This window comes from Flavobacterium sp. ZB4P23 (assembly GCF_003970375.1).
Classification (GTDB): domain Bacteria; phylum Bacteroidota; class Bacteroidia; order Flavobacteriales; family Flavobacteriaceae; genus Flavobacterium.
Genome location: NZ_RYDK01000001.1, coordinates 204,410 through 219,248, shown reverse-complemented (window position 1 = coordinate 219,248; position 14,839 = coordinate 204,410). Strand labels below are relative to the sequence as shown.

General features: G+C 33.6%; 14 protein-coding genes. 11 read left to right on the top strand and 3 right to left on the bottom strand.

Annotated features, from left to right (window positions below):
* Positions 1 to 82 precede the first annotated feature (82 nt).
* From EKL99_RS00995 to EKL99_RS00950, 10 genes are all read left to right on the top strand, one after another.
* A complete protein-coding gene (locus tag EKL99_RS00995; protein WP_126576218.1) occupies positions 83 to 1,213 on the top strand; it encodes an NAD(P)/FAD-dependent oxidoreductase in 1,131 nt (376 codons plus the stop codon).
* Positions 1,214 to 1,924 (top strand): methyltransferase domain-containing protein, encoded by a 711-nt coding sequence (locus EKL99_RS00990; RefSeq protein ID WP_126576217.1) that lies wholly within the window; start codon positions 1,214 to 1,216, stop codon positions 1,922 to 1,924.
* On the top strand, positions 1,921 to 2,973 hold the full coding sequence (locus EKL99_RS00985; RefSeq protein WP_126553243.1) for a type III polyketide synthase: 1,053 nt from the start codon (positions 1,921 to 1,923) through the stop codon (positions 2,971 to 2,973). The genes EKL99_RS00990 and EKL99_RS00985 overlap by 4 nt, the downstream gene beginning before the upstream one ends.
* 25 nt (positions 2,974 to 2,998) lie before the next feature.
* A complete protein-coding gene (locus EKL99_RS00980) occupies positions 2,999 to 3,472 on the top strand; it encodes a 3-hydroxyacyl-ACP dehydratase FabZ family protein (protein WP_126459708.1) in 474 nt (157 codons plus the stop codon).
* A gap of 124 nt (positions 3,473 to 3,596) precedes the next feature.
* Complete coding sequence (locus tag EKL99_RS00975; RefSeq protein ID WP_126568516.1) at positions 3,597 to 4,871, top strand: beta-ketoacyl synthase; 1,275 nt, start codon at positions 3,597 to 3,599, stop codon at positions 4,869 to 4,871.
* 90 nt (positions 4,872 to 4,961) lie between these two features.
* A complete protein-coding gene (locus EKL99_RS00970) occupies positions 4,962 to 5,237 on the top strand; it encodes an acyl carrier protein (protein WP_126451608.1) in 276 nt (91 codons plus the stop codon).
* The gene (locus EKL99_RS00965; protein ID WP_126576216.1) at positions 5,234 to 5,719 is read left to right on the top strand and encodes a 4'-phosphopantetheinyl transferase superfamily protein; all 486 of its coding nucleotides are present in this window, start codon (positions 5,234 to 5,236) and stop codon (positions 5,717 to 5,719) included. The genes EKL99_RS00970 and EKL99_RS00965 overlap by 4 nt, the downstream gene beginning before the upstream one ends.
* Before the next feature lie 162 nt (positions 5,720 to 5,881).
* The gene (locus EKL99_RS00960; protein ID WP_370453899.1) at positions 5,882 to 7,822 is read left to right on the top strand and encodes a tetratricopeptide repeat protein; all 1,941 of its coding nucleotides are present in this window, start codon (positions 5,882 to 5,884) and stop codon (positions 7,820 to 7,822) included.
* A 1-nt stretch (position 7,823) separates the two neighbouring features.
* Positions 7,824 to 8,153 (top strand): nucleotide pyrophosphohydrolase, encoded by a 330-nt coding sequence (locus EKL99_RS00955; RefSeq protein WP_126459696.1) that lies wholly within the window; start codon positions 7,824 to 7,826, stop codon positions 8,151 to 8,153.
* Positions 8,150 to 10,345: a DNA/RNA helicase domain-containing protein gene (locus tag EKL99_RS00950; RefSeq protein ID WP_126576214.1), complete on the top strand. Its 2,196-nt coding sequence runs from the start codon at positions 8,150 to 8,152 to the stop codon at positions 10,343 to 10,345. The genes EKL99_RS00955 and EKL99_RS00950 overlap by 4 nt, the downstream gene beginning before the upstream one ends.
* A 190-nt stretch (positions 10,346 to 10,535) precedes the next feature.
* Here EKL99_RS00950 and EKL99_RS00945 read toward each other — a convergent pair whose 3' ends face one another.
* Both EKL99_RS00945 and EKL99_RS00940 read right to left on the bottom strand, forming a co-directional pair.
* Positions 10,536 to 11,132 (bottom strand): 3'-5' exonuclease, encoded by a 597-nt coding sequence (locus EKL99_RS00945; protein ID WP_126459690.1) that lies wholly within the window; start codon positions 11,130 to 11,132, stop codon positions 10,536 to 10,538.
* Positions 11,133 to 11,134: 2 nt separating this feature from the next.
* A complete protein-coding gene (locus EKL99_RS00940) occupies positions 11,135 to 13,051 on the bottom strand; it encodes a DUF294 nucleotidyltransferase-like domain-containing protein (RefSeq protein ID WP_126576213.1) in 1,917 nt (638 codons plus the stop codon).
* 183 nt (positions 13,052 to 13,234) lie between these two features.
* Between EKL99_RS00940 and EKL99_RS00935 the strand changes: the two genes are divergently transcribed.
* Positions 13,235 to 13,741, top strand: a complete 507-nt coding sequence (locus EKL99_RS00935; protein WP_126576212.1) for a DUF2911 domain-containing protein — start codon at positions 13,235 to 13,237, stop codon at positions 13,739 to 13,741.
* A 208-nt stretch (positions 13,742 to 13,949) separates the two neighbouring features.
* On the opposite strand, the gene EKL99_RS00930 is transcribed toward EKL99_RS00935, so the two are convergent.
* The gene (locus tag EKL99_RS00930; protein ID WP_126576211.1) at positions 13,950 to 14,825 is read right to left on the bottom strand and encodes a sugar phosphate isomerase/epimerase; all 876 of its coding nucleotides are present in this window, start codon (positions 14,823 to 14,825) and stop codon (positions 13,950 to 13,952) included.
* Positions 14,826 to 14,839: the final 14 nt, after the last annotated feature.

Genomic DNA, 14,839 nt, shown 5'->3' with positions numbered 1-14,839 from the left:
AACTAAAATTAAACAATAAGACCAGTTTTTTTATCATTTGTTATACCCATACTAGCAAACAAATCCATAAATTTACTTTTGTATGAAAGATAAACAAGTAGTAATTATTGGTGGTGGGTTAGCTGGACTGACTTCGGCTATACATTTATCTAAATTAGGGCTTCAGGTGACGGTTATTGAAAAGAATAGTTATCCAAAACATAAAGTGTGTGGCGAATACATCTCTAATGAAGTGATGCCATATCTCAATTGGTTGGATTTAGATATAGCCCATTTAAAGCCGACACACATTACAAAACTTGAGTTTTCTACTGCAAGAGGAAAAACAATACAAAGTATTTTACCTCTTGGTGGTTTTGGCATCAGCCGTTTTGTTTTAGACGAATATTTGTATAAAAAGGCTATCGATAACGGGTGTACAATACTACAGGATCAAGTAGAAAATGTTCATTTTGAGCAGGATAAATTTATAATAACCACGACAAATTTAATGGTTTTAGAGTCCCAAATGGTGATTGGTGCTTTTGGCAAACGTTCTATTATTGACCAAAAAATGAATCGAGAATTTATTCATAAAAAATCACCTTGGCTGGCCGTAAAAGCACATTATTCTGGTAAATTTCCAAATGATGTAGTGGGTTTGCATAATTTTAAAGGAGGCTATTGCGGTGTTTCTAAAGTTGAAAACGAAGTGATTAACATGTGTTATCTAGCCGATTATAAAACATTTAAGCAGTTTAAAAACATTACTGAATATCAAAATACTATTGTTTCTCAAAACCCACACTTAAAAACCCTTTTTGAAACCAGTACATTATTGTTTGAAAAACCATTGACCATAAGCCAAATCTCTTTCAAAAAGAAACACGCCGTGGAAAACCATGTTTTAATGATTGGCGATACAGCCGGATTAATTCATCCTTTGTGCGGAAACGGAATGGCTATGGCAATTCATAGTGCCAAAATCGCATCAGAATTAGTAGTTCAATTTTATAACACCGAGATTAAATCCAGAGCCGAATTAGAAAAGCGATACCTGCAAGAATGGAATTTAAATTTTAAGGGAAGACTTAAAATGGGACGGTTTTTATCCAATATTTTACAAAAACAAAAACTTTCAGCAGTATTGATGCGCATATTAATTATATTTCCATTTTTATTGCTAAAAATTATAAAGAAAACACACGGAAAACCAATCACTCTTCACTCGTAAATGACACTAAATACCAAATATAGAACTGATAAACCGGAAATGATGGATGATTTTACCATGGAAGGTGAGATTTTACGTGATGCCTTAGATAAAATTGCCCGGATCAATCAGCTTTTAGGAGGAAACCAGTTAACTCTAAGAGGAGTACAAGAACTTGTTCAGGATTCCAAATCTAAAGAAATTGTTATTATAGACGTGGGTTGTGGTAATGGGGATATGTTGCGAACCCTGGCTGATTTTGGTCTTAAAAACAACCTAAATTTCCAGTTAATAGGCATCGATGCTAACAATTTTACAATTTCACATGCACGACAATTATCAGATAAATATGCTAATATCAGTTATCGCTGCGAAGATATTTTTAATGAATCATTTAATGATCTAAAGTATGATATTGTTTTGTGCACTTTGACGTTACATCACTTCAAAGACGATGAGATTATTCGATTATTGAAAGTTCTTTATAACAATACATCCATCGGAATTGTAATCAATGATTTACATCGTAGTGCCATTGCCTATCGATTATTTCAGGCATTATGTGTTGTATTTCAGTTGAATGCTATGTCACGAGAAGATGGATTAATATCAATTTTAAGAGGTTTTAAGAAAGAAGAATTGATAGCGTTCTCGAAAAAATTAAATTTTAAAAACTATAAAATTCATTGGAAATGGGCTTTTAGATACCAATGGATAATTTCAAAAATATGAGTGTAAAAATTAAAACCGTAACCAAACAGCTGCCTAAATATTCCAGAACAACAGCTGAAATAATTCCTTTTTTGGATGCTTGGCTAGTGGGACAAGACGAACGATTCATCAGAAAAGTAAAGAAAATTTTTGAAGGTGCAGCTGTTGACAAACGCTATTCCATAATGGATCCGATAGAGGTGTTTACCAAAACTTCATTTGAAGAAAGAAATGCTATTTATGTTCGTGAAGTCATTGATTTAGGTGAAAAAGTATTAGCAAAAGCTTTAAAAAAAGCAAATTGGAATCCGCAAGATTTAGATTATATCATCACGGTAAGCTGCACCGGAATTATGATTCCGTCTCTCGATGCGTATTTAATCAATACATTGAAGTTGCGTCAGGATATAGTAAGACTTCCCGTGACCGAAATGGGTTGTGCCGCCGGGATTTCAGGAATTATTTATGCTAAAAATTTCTTGCAGGCCAATCCCGGAAAACGAGCTGCGGTAATTGCCGTAGAAAGTCCCACGGCTACGTTTCAACTCGATGATTTTTCGATGGCAAATATCGTAAGTGCTGCGATTTTTGGTGATGGTGCCGCTTGCGTTTTACTTTCCTCACATGAAGATGACGAAGGTCCTGAGATTGTAGCAGAGGAGATGTATCATTTTTATGATAACATCCACATGATGGGTTTTAAACTCACCAATTCTGGATTGCAGATGGTACTTGATATTGAAGTACCGGAAACGATTGTTTCTCATTTTCCAGATATTATTCATCCTTTTTTAGAAAAAAATAATTTAAAAATGGAGGATATTGACCATCTTATTTTTCATCCCGGTGGAAAGAAAATTGTGCAAACCGTTGAGGCTTTATTTTCTGGTTTGGGAAAAAATATTGATGATACCAAAGAGGTTTTGCGCTCCTATGGAAATATGTCCAGCGCCACAGTTTTGTATGTTTTAGAACAAATCATGGATAAGCAGCCTAAAAAAGGAGAAAAAGGATTAATGCTGAGTTTTGGACCGGGATTTTCGGCACAACGAATTTTATTGGAGTTTTAGCTCCCAAATGGGGAATAGAAAAACTATGAAAAAAGAAGAAATTATAGCAAAATTACCGTATTCCAAATCCTTTTTATTTGTGGATGAAATTCTCCAAATCGATGAAAACGGAGTGGAAGGAACCTTTACTTTTGATGAAAATCTTGATTTTTACAAAGGTCATTTTAAGGAATTTCCAGTTACTCCAGGTGTAATTTTGATAGAAGTCATGGCGCAAATTGGATTGGTTTGTCTTGGCATTTTTTTGTTAGATAATTCATTTAGTTCTAGTACTTCAATTGCCTTAACATCAAGTGAAATAGAATTTTTAAAACCTGTTTTTCCAAATGAAAAAGTGATTGTAATTTCAGAAAAAATATATTTTAGATTTGGAAAATTAAAATGTAAGGTCATCATGAAAAACGAAAAAGGAGAAAATGTTTGCACAGGAACAATAGCGGGAATTATCCTCACCCCAACCCTCTCCAAAGAAGTGGGACTCAAAACCGAATTAAAATAAATTAAGCAACAGTATAATTTGATTCTTTTCAATATTTTGTCACTGTAGTACTCTATTTGGTAGTATTAAAATTATTATTTTTTTGCCATTGTTATTGAAATTGAATATTATTTAACATTAAAAAATGAACAAAAGAGTAGTTATAACGGGTCTTGGTGTAGTTGCTCCAAATGGAGTAGGTCTTGATGCGTTCACTCATGCCATCAAAAACGGAATTTCCGGGATCAGGCACGACGCTGAGTTGGAGCGATTGCAATTTTCTTGTCAAATTGTAGGAAAACCCGAAGTTTCTGCAGAATTAGCAGGGCATTATTTTACGGAATTAGAACTTAGAAACTTCAATTCAACAGGGATTTTATATGGCGTAATTGCCGGAATTGATGCCTGGAAGGATGCCGGATTATCATTGGAAATTAACGAAGAACCGGATTGGGACAGCGGAACTATTTTTGGAACAGGAACTTCCGGAATTGATAAATTTCGCGAAAGCATTTATAAAATAGATGATTTACAAACGAGAAGACTGGGAAGTACAGCCGTAGCGCAAACAATGAATAGTGGTGTGAGTGCGTATCTGGGTGGAAAATTAGGACTTGGAAATCAAGTCTCTACTAATTCTTCGGCCTGCACCACTGGCACCGAAAGTATTTTAATGGCGTATGAACGCATCAAATCAGGGCAGGCAAAACGTATTTTAGCCGGAAGTACCAGTGATTCCGGTCCGTATATTTGGGGCGGATTTGATGCTATGAAGGTATGTACTTTTAAACATAATGAAACACCAAAACAGGGTTCTAGACCAATGAGCACAGCTGCTTCCGGATTTGTTCCCGGAAGCGGAGCAGGTGCTTTGGTCTTAGAAGATTTAGAAAGTGCGATTGCACGTGGCGCACGAATTTATGCGGAAGTTTTAGGTGGAAATATCAATTCAGGAGGGCAGCGCGGTTTAGGAACCATGACTGCACCAAATCCGGTTGCGGTGCAAAGATGCATTCAAAATGCTTTGACAAATGCCGGAATTTCAGCCAGTGAAATTGACGCAATCAACGGACATTTGACAGCCACTTCCAAAGATAGTCTGGAAATTCAGAATTGGAGTGAGGCTTTAAATCGAAAAGGAATTGATTTTCCATACATCAATTCTTTAAAGTCGATGGTTGGACATTGTTTAAGTGGCGCCGGTAGTATTGAAAGCGTGGCTTCGGTACTGCAATTGCATCACGGATTTATTTTCCCGAATATCAATTGTGCCGATTTGAATCCAGAAATAACAGCACTAATTGATGAATCAAGAGTTCCACGACAACGACTTGATATAGAAATAAATACATTAGCAAAAGCCAGTTTTGGTTTTGGTGATGTGAATGGGTGTGTAATTTTTAAGAAATTTAAAAAATGAAAAAATGAACCGTAAATTCCCCAATTTGTGGTAATTTTTTTGGCGTTAGAAAACGAAATGTACTTAAGTGCTGTAAAATCAATATTAATTATGAACAAACAAGAAACTATTCAGGAGCTAAAAGCCATTGTAAAACCATATATTCTGAATCAAGAAGCTTTTGACTCACTCACTGAAGATACGGATTTCATCAATGATTTAAAGATAAACTCCGCTAATTTAGTAGATGTTATTTTGGATATAGAGGAAAAATATAATATTTTGATTGATAACGAATCAATGGAACGCATGATAAATGTAAAAGCAGCTATGGCTATTATTGAAACCAAATTAGCTGAAAAAAGTAGTGAATCACCAGAAAAATGATAGGAAATGACCTTGTCGATTTGGCTTTAGCCAAAAAAGAAAGCAATTGGAAACGCAACCGCTTTTTAGATAAAATATTTACTAAAAACGAACAGCTGTTAATTTCTAATGCCGTAAATCCAGAAGTAATGGTTTGGAATTTATGGTCCAGAAAAGAGGCGGCTTATAAAATCTACAATAGGGAAACAGGAATTCGAGGTTTTTTTCCTTTGCAACTGGAATGTTTTTACGAAAACACAACATTAGGAACTGTTTCTATCAAAGGAAAAATATATTTTACCCAAACTAAAATAGATCAGGATTGCATTCATACCATTGCTGTTACCGGGAAAGAGTATTTCAAAAAAATTGAAAACTTGAATTCCGCCGATGCTATCTTTAAAAAAAATGGAATTCCTTACCGTATTGATGCGCATTCTAAAATGGAGAAACCCGTTTCCATCAGCCATCACGGTCGTTTTTGGAAAGGAATAACCCTATGATTTTTTTGCAAAAAGCACTTTTTTTTTCATACAATAGGGCGAGATTTATAAACAATGGTTACATTTGAACCTGTTGCAATTTTAAAAACAACAAAAAGTATCTTTTATAACGTATAGCAATTTATATTTAATGCAAATCATTCATAAAATAGACGATTTTCTATTTACGCTTTTCCCGAAATTAGTCGGGGGGGGGGTAATTCATTATTAATCAGTGAATTAGAATCGTATTATACTTTTGGTTCTTTTGCCCCAAAAGTTTCCATTACTGAGGATTGGGTTACCATAACCATTGACACTTCGGCAATCCTGCTTCAAGAAAATGATTTCCGGAAAACGGTAGCCCTTTGTGAAAAAGGAAACTATCAAGAAGCAAAACCCATTTTACAAAATCTTATCGAGAACAATCCTACCAATTCGGAATTCCATCGAATTATGGGACAAATCCTGTCTGATCAAGGTCATCAGGATGCAGCGATAAATAGTCTGATTGATGCATTGCGCTGGGATTCTAAGAATCATTGGGCGTTGCTGATGATGGGAAATATTTTTGCTAAGTTCAAGAATGATATTCCTACGGCAATGTTGTACTATGATCAGGCTTTGGTGGTGAATCCAAAAGATGCTATTACAATGAATAACATTGGAGCAAACCTTATGCAACAAGGGAAGTTGGATGAATCCAAAAAATATTTTTTGGAAGCTATAAAAATAAATGATCACTATCCAAATACTCATTTTGCTCTTGGAATGTTAGCCGAAATTCAAAATGATTTAGAATCCGCTTTTGACAGTACTTTGAAAGCTATAAAATGCAATCCAAATAAAGATATACTGTACAAGAATTCAGTAAATCAGGCTTTTGATGTTGCCAATAAAATTATTTCTAACACTGATGGGAATTCGCTTTTTGCAGAATACAAGCATCAATTAGAATTTGATTGCGGAAAAGAAATTGATGTTCTAGTAGATTCTGAAATTCCAACGGCAGCCAAGATTGAGTTTGCTGAAAACTACAATCGGATTAAGCACATCGTTCGGTATAAACCCAATTATCCTGCCGTAGCACACTTGGTTCTGCACGAATTAGCGCATCTTAATTTTGTAATTCAAGCGAGAAAACGGGGATTAAATCAGCTTTTTACGGCTACTCCACAAAACAGAGCTGTTTTTTTGAAAACGGTACAACCTACTATTGCCAAGTTGCATGGAATGAATATTCCAGAGCAATCGATTACTCAATTCTGTACTGGTTTATTTGACGGGTTAAATTTGCAAGCCTACAATACTCCAATAGATTTATTCATTGAGGATTTTATATACAACGAATTTCCCCAATTGAGATCGTATCAATTCCTGTCGCTTTACGCTTTGATTCAAGAAGGCTTGAAAGCCGTAACCGATGTGACTGTTATTGAATTTTCGCCTGCAACACTACTTTCTAAATCTAAGATTTACAACTTGGTAAATGCCTTACAGTTTAAAGCATTATTTGGTTTGGATTTTATAAACGATTTTAATGCCACTCCAGCCGAATTGCGCAAAGCCGAAGATTTTTATGCTGAATTTCTCGAATACAAAGACAATCGTAAACCTGCCGAAGAATATGAATTGGTACAACATTGGGCCGAAGATTTACAGATTGACTCTTATTTTGAATTGGAAAATGAGGACGAATACCGCAAACGATCTGATGTAGATACTTTTATTGAAAAATTAGAAAAAGATCCTTTTGGTCTACACGACAATGCTGCTTTCAAAGAGAAGGAAATGGAACAGTTTCTCAAAAACCAAGAACATATTGGGACTAATATGGCAGTCACGATGTTTATGGTTGATGCTTTGCAGTATTTTAAGGATGTACCGCTAGAGGAAGTCAAGAAAATAGCCTTTGAAATCGCAATGCAAGGGACACAAGGTTTTGACCCAAATCAAAAAAACTACATCGTAGGTAGCATTCCAAACAAACGGTTTTCGGGTTATCACATTTTAGCATATTATTATGTGAGTTGGATGTTAGCTGTTCCTGAAATGGTTTCTCAGTTGCAATTGCCTTTTGAAGAGGAATATAAAGTAGCATTGACACTTTTTAAATCGAAATAAAATGAATGATATTCCGAGCATTATTCAAGAATTAATAAAATTTAGAAATGAAAGAGATTGGGAACAATTTCATAATTCGAAAGATTTGGCTTTAGCTCTATCTATTGAAGCAGCGGAATTAAATGAATTGTTTCTGTGGAAAAAAGCAGAAGATGTAAATATTGATAAGCTAAAACAAGAATTGGCAGATGTTTTTGCATACGCTTTTTTGTTAGCCGAAAAATACAATTTAGATGTAAAAGAAATTGTACTTCAAAAGATTACGCAAAATGCAGCTAACTATCCAATAGATAAAGCAAAAGGGAACGCAACCAAATATGATGAATTATGATGCAATCATTTGAATTGTCTATTGAGGTTTCTGAACAATATGATTTTAATAAAGATTCATTGCCTAAAATAGCTCAAAATCCTTGGGTAAAAAATCAATGGCCTTTGGTTTACTTTATACAAAATGAAACTAAACGAATTGCCTATGTAGGAGAATCAACAAATGCCTCTAGTAGAATCAAAAATCACCTAGCAAATCCAAAAAAAGCAGATGCATTTACAAAAATTTCAATAATTGGGAGTGATAAATTCAATAAATCAGCAACTCTTGATATTGAATCAAACTTGATTCAATACATCACTTCTGAAGGAACTTACGAACTTCAAAATGGAAATTACGGTTTAGTCAATCATAATTATTACCAACAAGATTTGTACAAAGATCTTTTTAAAGAAATTTGGAAAAAACTAATTGATAAAAAGATAGTTAGCAAGTCACTGGAAGATGTTGAGAATTCAGAACTTTTTAAATATTCCCCTTATAAATCTTTAAATGAAGATCAATATAGTTCTGTTCTTCAAATTCTTGATGGATTGTGTATCAAAAAATCCAATAGAATTTTTATAAAAGGGAGTGCTGGAACTGGAAAAACAATTTTGGCTACTTATTTAATTAAATTACTTAATTCAGATATTTCGGATGCTAATTTTGAAGATTTTAGTGATGAAGAGCTCAAGGAGATCAATTTCATTATTGCTTTTCAAAATAAATATCCAAAAGCAAAAATTGGATTGGTTATCGCCATGACTTCTTTAAGAGAATCATTACAAAATGTTTTCAAAAAAATTCCTGGTTTAAAAGCGTCTATGGTTTTAAATCCATCGGATACCTTTAAACTCAATGACAAATATGATTTATTAATAGTAGACGAAGCGCATCGGTTACGGCAATATAAAAATATAAGTTGGATGGGAGCCTTCCGGAAAAATAATCAAAAATTAGGATTAGATGACACCGGAACAGAGCTAGACTGGATAATTGCGAATAGTAAGAATCAAATTTTCTTTTATGATTCAGCGCAATCAGTAAAACCTTCCGATATAAATGAGGATCAATTTACCAGACTTTTGAATCAAGATAATACTTTGAAAATCGAGTTAACTTCTCAGATGAGAGTTAAAGGCGGAAATGATTATATTCGTTTTGTAGATCAATTACTTCATGTAAATCGCTTGGAGAAAACTATTTATTCACCAAATGAGTATGAGTTAATTGTTTTTGATTCTTTAAAAGATCTTTATAGCGAACTTGCAAAGAAGGAAGAAATAAATGGGTTGTGTCGTTTAGTTGCTGGATATTCTTGGCCTTGGTTATCCGAAAAAGATAAAACTGTAATGGATATTGAAATTGATGGTTTACAATTTCAATGGAATCAAACCCCTAAGGACTGGGTTAATTCACCAAATGCTTTTAAAGAAGTTGGCTGTATTCATACGACACAAGGATATGATTTAAATTATACAGGAGTTATTTTTGGGAAAGAAATAATTTTCAATGAATTCACACAAGAAATTGAAATTAATCCGAAGTTGTATTTTGATAAAAATGGAAAAAAAGGGATCTCAAATAAAGATGATCTTAAGGCTTACGTAATAAATATATACAAAACTATAATGTATCGAGGAATCAGAGGTACTTATGTTTATGCTTGTGATACTTCTTTAAGAAACTATTTAAAAAAGCATATTGATGTTTATAAAAAAGATTTTCCGTTCAGAATCGTACCTTTTGAGGAGGTAAAACCGTTTGTGAATTCAGTTCCATTAGTAAATATTTCAGCTGCAGCAGGTTCATTTAGCGATTTACAAGTTCATTCTGATTTTGAATGGGTCGAGTTACCCTTTAATACTTCAGTAAAAGAAGGCTATTTTGTATGTAAAGTAGTGGGCGAATCCATGAATAAAATAATTCCTAATGGCTCCTACTGTTTGTTTCAAAAAGATAGTGGTGGCAGTAGAGAAGGAAAAATTGTTTTAGTTGAAAGCACTGGCATACAAGACGCAGATTTTGGTTCAGGATATACAGTAAAAGAATATCATAGTCAAAAGAATATCGGTACTGAAAATTGGAGGCATGAATCCATATCGTTGAAACCATTATCTTTTGAATCAGAATATGAAAATATAGTATTAGATTCAGACAATTTAGTTGATTTTAGAGTTAAGGGAATTTTTATTTCGGTATTGTCTTAAATTTTTAAATAGTAAAGTTTAATTCCTCCAAAATGCGCTAAAAGGACAAAATTGAAATGCTATAAATGGAGCTACATATGTGATTCCCCCCTTCGTCGGAATGACAATACTTTATAGAAATAGAGGCAAACCTAGTAATAATAAGATGTTTAAAATCAGTTGTATGCAACATAGCAACCAAAAATTAAAATCACTTAATCCCCAGTCTTGATTTTAATTTCAAAAACAACAAAGCGGTTTTATAAGCATCCTCAGCAGCTGAATTCCGTTCACTTACCGGAATATTATAAGCCGCACAAAGTTCCTCCAGAGAAAATTGTTTGTCATTGATATCAAGTAGTTTTCTGTGCATGACATCAATATCCAGTGCTTCATTTTTTAATCTGCCGCAGTCTAGTCTTTCCAAGGCCGCATTGATCATTTCCACATCAAAATCAATGTGATGCCCAACTAAAATGGAGTTCCCAATAAATTCAATGAATAATTTTATGGCATCTGCTTCTCCTAATTTTTTCATTTTACTTTCTACCAAAAACGTATTAGAAAGTCCATTATCATGAAAAAATTTATACTGTAATAAAACAGCTTCAAAGTTATCACCTATGACAATACTATTATCAATTACTGAAAAAGAGCCTATTGATAAAATAACATCTTTATCTGGATTCAAACCAGAAGTTTCTGTCGATACCACCACAAAGCGGGATGACTTTTTCTCAAATTTAGAAAGATAGGTTTTCCAAAAATCAGGATATTCTTTATTAATCTTTTTTATCCAGTCTAACATAATTATGAAAATTGAGTAAGTTGAAATTTACTTTTTATTAATTCTTCCAGTTCTCTCATAGGGAGTAAAGCATTTTTCAGTTTTTCTCGGTCAATTTTTGATAATTCCTCCAAATTTATAAATTGGCCTGAATCATCATTTTTTAACCCTTCTAAGGTTCGGAATTTTGATAAAGTCAAAAAGGCTTCGGCACAATTGAGATAAATTTCAGCATGTTTGGGATCCGTAATTGATAATTGTTTGAATCGTTGAAACGTATTGTTAATTCCTCGGATGTCGAAACTCAAAGTAAACAAACGGGCGCCATCAATCAATGGCATTAAAGCCTTAGTTTTAATATCAAATTTATCTTTATTTCTACCTTCTTCTTCGACATTGAATTTTTTGAAAAAACTAAGTGGAGCGTTTTTTCTTAAGGCATCATTTCCTATGAAATCAAAAAATAACGTATTGTTTTTGGCATTTTTAAAGACTACATTACTTATCGCATCTTCAATTTTTTGCTCTCCAAAAATAATTTCATAATCAAAGAAAATACTGCTCAAATCAGTGCTGTTCTCACCAGGAGTATTCATCCAGCTGTCATATTGTTTGATCCAGTCCGTCAATGATTTACACCAAAGCATAGTACTTCCCATGTGACCATTTGGACAGAATTCATAGCCGATTTTTTCTAGAGTGGCTGTGGTTTTTTTTCCAAGTTTAAGAAAATAGTCTTTTACGTCACGATATTTATCAGCAGCCACATCTTCAAAAATCAAAATACTATCTTGATCCGTTAATAAAAGCTGTTCTTTTCGTCCTTGACTGCCAATACTTAACCATGCAAAACGGGCAGGAGGGGAACCTAAATCCAAAATGGATAATTCCACCGAGCGTTTAATGACTGCCAAATTAATTTCGCTGGCAATATTAAAAACGTGTGATAGCGGAATATTTTTAGAAATGGAAGTCTGAATCAGATCTGTTAATCGTTCCCGTATTTGTTTTAATTCTTTTGGTGATTGACACCGTTTGATTTCTTTTATTAAAACTCCGGGATTATTAGCTTGAGCCACAATCAAATCGTGCTCAGAAATGATTCCTTTCACACTGGATTTATCCGTTCCATCCTGAGTTACACACAAATGAGTCACATTGTGTTTTAGCATCAGTAACTGCGCTTCTGCCAGAGAAACGTTTTCAACCACCGTGATAACAGGGGAGGACATAATTTTATCTACCGTAACGGTTACTGGATATCTGCCGGTAGCAATTTTTGATCGCATATCCGCATCAGTAATAATGCCCAAAGGGATAGTATTATCACATACGAGGATATTGTTTTTTAACGATTCGGTCATTATTTGAGCCACGTCTTTTACAATTGCTGTACTGGTCGTTTTTAAGGGAGCTGTATTATAGGCTAGCGATTGAAAATATTGCATTTCAGATTGCTGATCCGAATAGAATACATTATCAGAAATTAATTTTCCAATTAAATTTTCTTTATCTTTTGGATTTCGGGTGTTTACGGCAAAACTTTCTAATAAAAAGTTTAAAACTTCAGAATTATTAGCTACAAAAGGCCTGAAAGTAGCAATGGGAATAGCATAAACAATGCTTTCTTCTCTTGCTTTGGCCGTCATCATATAATTATTTTTGGCAAAAAAGGGACGCAGGCCAAAAATATCGCCTTCGGTACATTTATTTAATAGCGTTTCCTCAGCATCTGCTATGACCGATAAATTGATAACACCGGAAGCCACCACATAAAAACTGTCATGCAAAAGATCATTTATTTGAAATAATGTTTTGTGTTTTTCTAAATTTACAACGCGAATATTTGCTGCTATTTCAGATAATTCTTCAAAAGTTAAGTAGTTAAACGGTGGGTATGCTTTTAAAAAGTCAGCAATGTGCTCAGCAATTGAATTCATAATTTATGGAATAAATAAGTATCGATTGTAAAAATAACAAATTTAAAAATTATAACACCGCCATTATTGCGGCAAAACAATTAAATTATAAAATCCTTAATCTTTTCATAAAATAAGTATGGATTTAAAGGAATTAAAAGCTACTTGTTTTACTTTTATACGATAACTAAAACATTTTAAATCATGAAATTATTTAGAAAAATGCATTTTTCGTTTATTGCCTTATTAATTGTAAATTGTATAGCTGCTCAAGGAAAACCTACCAGCAGCAAAGAAGTAGCCACAAGGAAAATTAATGGTGCTACAATTACCCTCAATTATGGGAGTCCATCAGTCAACGGAAGAGAAATTTGGGGAAAATTAGTTCCGTTTAATAAAGTTTGGCGTGCCGGAGCAAATGACGCAACAACATTTGAAACAGATAAAGAGTTGACAATTGAAGGTACTAAATTGCCAGCCGGTAAATACTCTTTTTTTGTTATACCAAATGAAAAAGAATGCGTGCTTATTTTTAATAAAGAAGCCAAACAGTGGGGAGCATATAAGTATAAAGAAAAAGAAGACCAACTACGTATTACCGTTAAGCAAGAAGTTGCTGCTTCAGCTGCTGAAAAATTAGTTTATACGATCCGTGCTAATACTGTTGTTTTGAGCTGGGGCAATTGGAATATACCTTTTTCTGTAAAATAAAATGTGACTAAGTAATAACCATGGTATAATGTCGTATTTTAAAATCAGGATAAAATTATGTAACAATATGATTTAAAGCTATTTTACTTAAAGTTAATTCTTTTGACTTTACGACTTTTAAACTTTCGACTTACTTAGAATTACTTTTAAATAGGAGGCTGTCTCAAAAAGACAGCCTCTTTTTTTTATAAAAAATTTTCTAAAATGTTTAAATTAAGTTTTTCTTAATGTAATTGAAACTGGTTACAGCAGATTCTATTGGATTTGGTTTGTAGTTAGATTCGTGTTCCAAAAAGAAACGTTTCAGTCCGGCACGTTCCGCTTGAGCAAAAATACCCTTGAAATCTATTGTTCCTGTGCCAATTTCTGCATTCCAATCCGGATTTACTTTATCCATATCTTTTACGTGCCACATTTTGAAACGTCCCGGATATTTTTTGAATAATTCCAAAGGATCATGTCCAGCACGAATGACCCAGTATAAATCCATTTCAAAATCAACCAAGTTTTTATCCGTTTCGTTTAATAAAATTTCATATCCATTCGTTGAACCGAATTTAGTAAATTCGAAATCGTGATTGTGATACGCTAATTTTAAACCTCCAGCTTTACAAAGCTCACCCACTTTATTAATTTGTAAGGCTAATTTTTTATAGGCATCACCAGTAGTTCCGCGCAATTCTGAAACGATGTAAGGTACTGTTACATATTCACTTCCTAAATAGTTGGCTGTTTCAACATAGGATTGTACAAGATCAGTTGAACCATCTTTGATCATCGAATTAAAATCAAAATGATTACTCGTAGCTTTTAGACCATTGTCATCTAATATTGATTTAAAATCGCGGACCGAAGTTCCAAAAAAGCCGTTGTCTACTGAATAACCAAAAGTTTCTACTTCAGTAAATCCAGCTTTTCCAACTTGTGCTAAAACACCTTTAACATCTTTGGGTAACGTATTGCGCAGTGTCCATAATTGAATCCCAATGGCTCTTTTTTTAGAGTCAAAAGCAAATGAAGGAGCAATGGCTAATGCGCCTAATGCTAAACCAGCATTAATTAAAAATTCTCTTCTTTTTATCATGGGTTATTTTTTAG

What these genes read in the sequence shown, in the direction of transcription:
- EKL99_RS00995 (WP_126576218.1), top strand. Translation starts at nt 83, where the DNA reads ATGAAAGATAAACAAGTAGTAATTATTGGTGGTGGGTTAGCTGGACTG.
- EKL99_RS00990 (WP_126576217.1), top strand. Translation starts at nt 1,214, where the DNA reads ATGACACTAAATACCAAATATAGAACTGATAAACCGGAAATGATGGAT.
- EKL99_RS00985 (WP_126553243.1), top strand. Translation starts at nt 1,921, where the DNA reads ATGAGTGTAAAAATTAAAACCGTAACCAAACAGCTGCCTAAATATTCC.
- EKL99_RS00980 (WP_126459708.1), top strand. Translation starts at nt 2,999, where the DNA reads ATGAAAAAAGAAGAAATTATAGCAAAATTACCGTATTCCAAATCCTTT.
- EKL99_RS00975 (WP_126568516.1), top strand. Translation starts at nt 3,597, where the DNA reads ATGAACAAAAGAGTAGTTATAACGGGTCTTGGTGTAGTTGCTCCAAAT.
- EKL99_RS00970 (WP_126451608.1), top strand. Translation starts at nt 4,962, where the DNA reads ATGAACAAACAAGAAACTATTCAGGAGCTAAAAGCCATTGTAAAACCA.
- EKL99_RS00965 (WP_126576216.1), top strand. Translation starts at nt 5,234, where the DNA reads ATGATAGGAAATGACCTTGTCGATTTGGCTTTAGCCAAAAAAGAAAGC.
- EKL99_RS00955 (WP_126459696.1), top strand. Translation starts at nt 7,824, where the DNA reads ATGAATGATATTCCGAGCATTATTCAAGAATTAATAAAATTTAGAAAT.
- EKL99_RS00950 (WP_126576214.1), top strand. Translation starts at nt 8,150, where the DNA reads ATGATGCAATCATTTGAATTGTCTATTGAGGTTTCTGAACAATATGAT.
- EKL99_RS00945 (WP_126459690.1), bottom strand. Translation starts at nt 11,132, where the DNA reads ATGTTAGACTGGATAAAAAAGATTAATAAAGAATATCCTGATTTTTGG.
- EKL99_RS00940 (WP_126576213.1), bottom strand. Translation starts at nt 13,051, where the DNA reads ATGAATTCAATTGCTGAGCACATTGCTGACTTTTTAAAAGCATACCCA.
- EKL99_RS00935 (WP_126576212.1), top strand. Translation starts at nt 13,235, where the DNA reads ATGAAATTATTTAGAAAAATGCATTTTTCGTTTATTGCCTTATTAATT.
- EKL99_RS00930 (WP_126576211.1), bottom strand. Translation starts at nt 14,825, where the DNA reads ATGATAAAAAGAAGAGAATTTTTAATTAATGCTGGTTTAGCATTAGGC.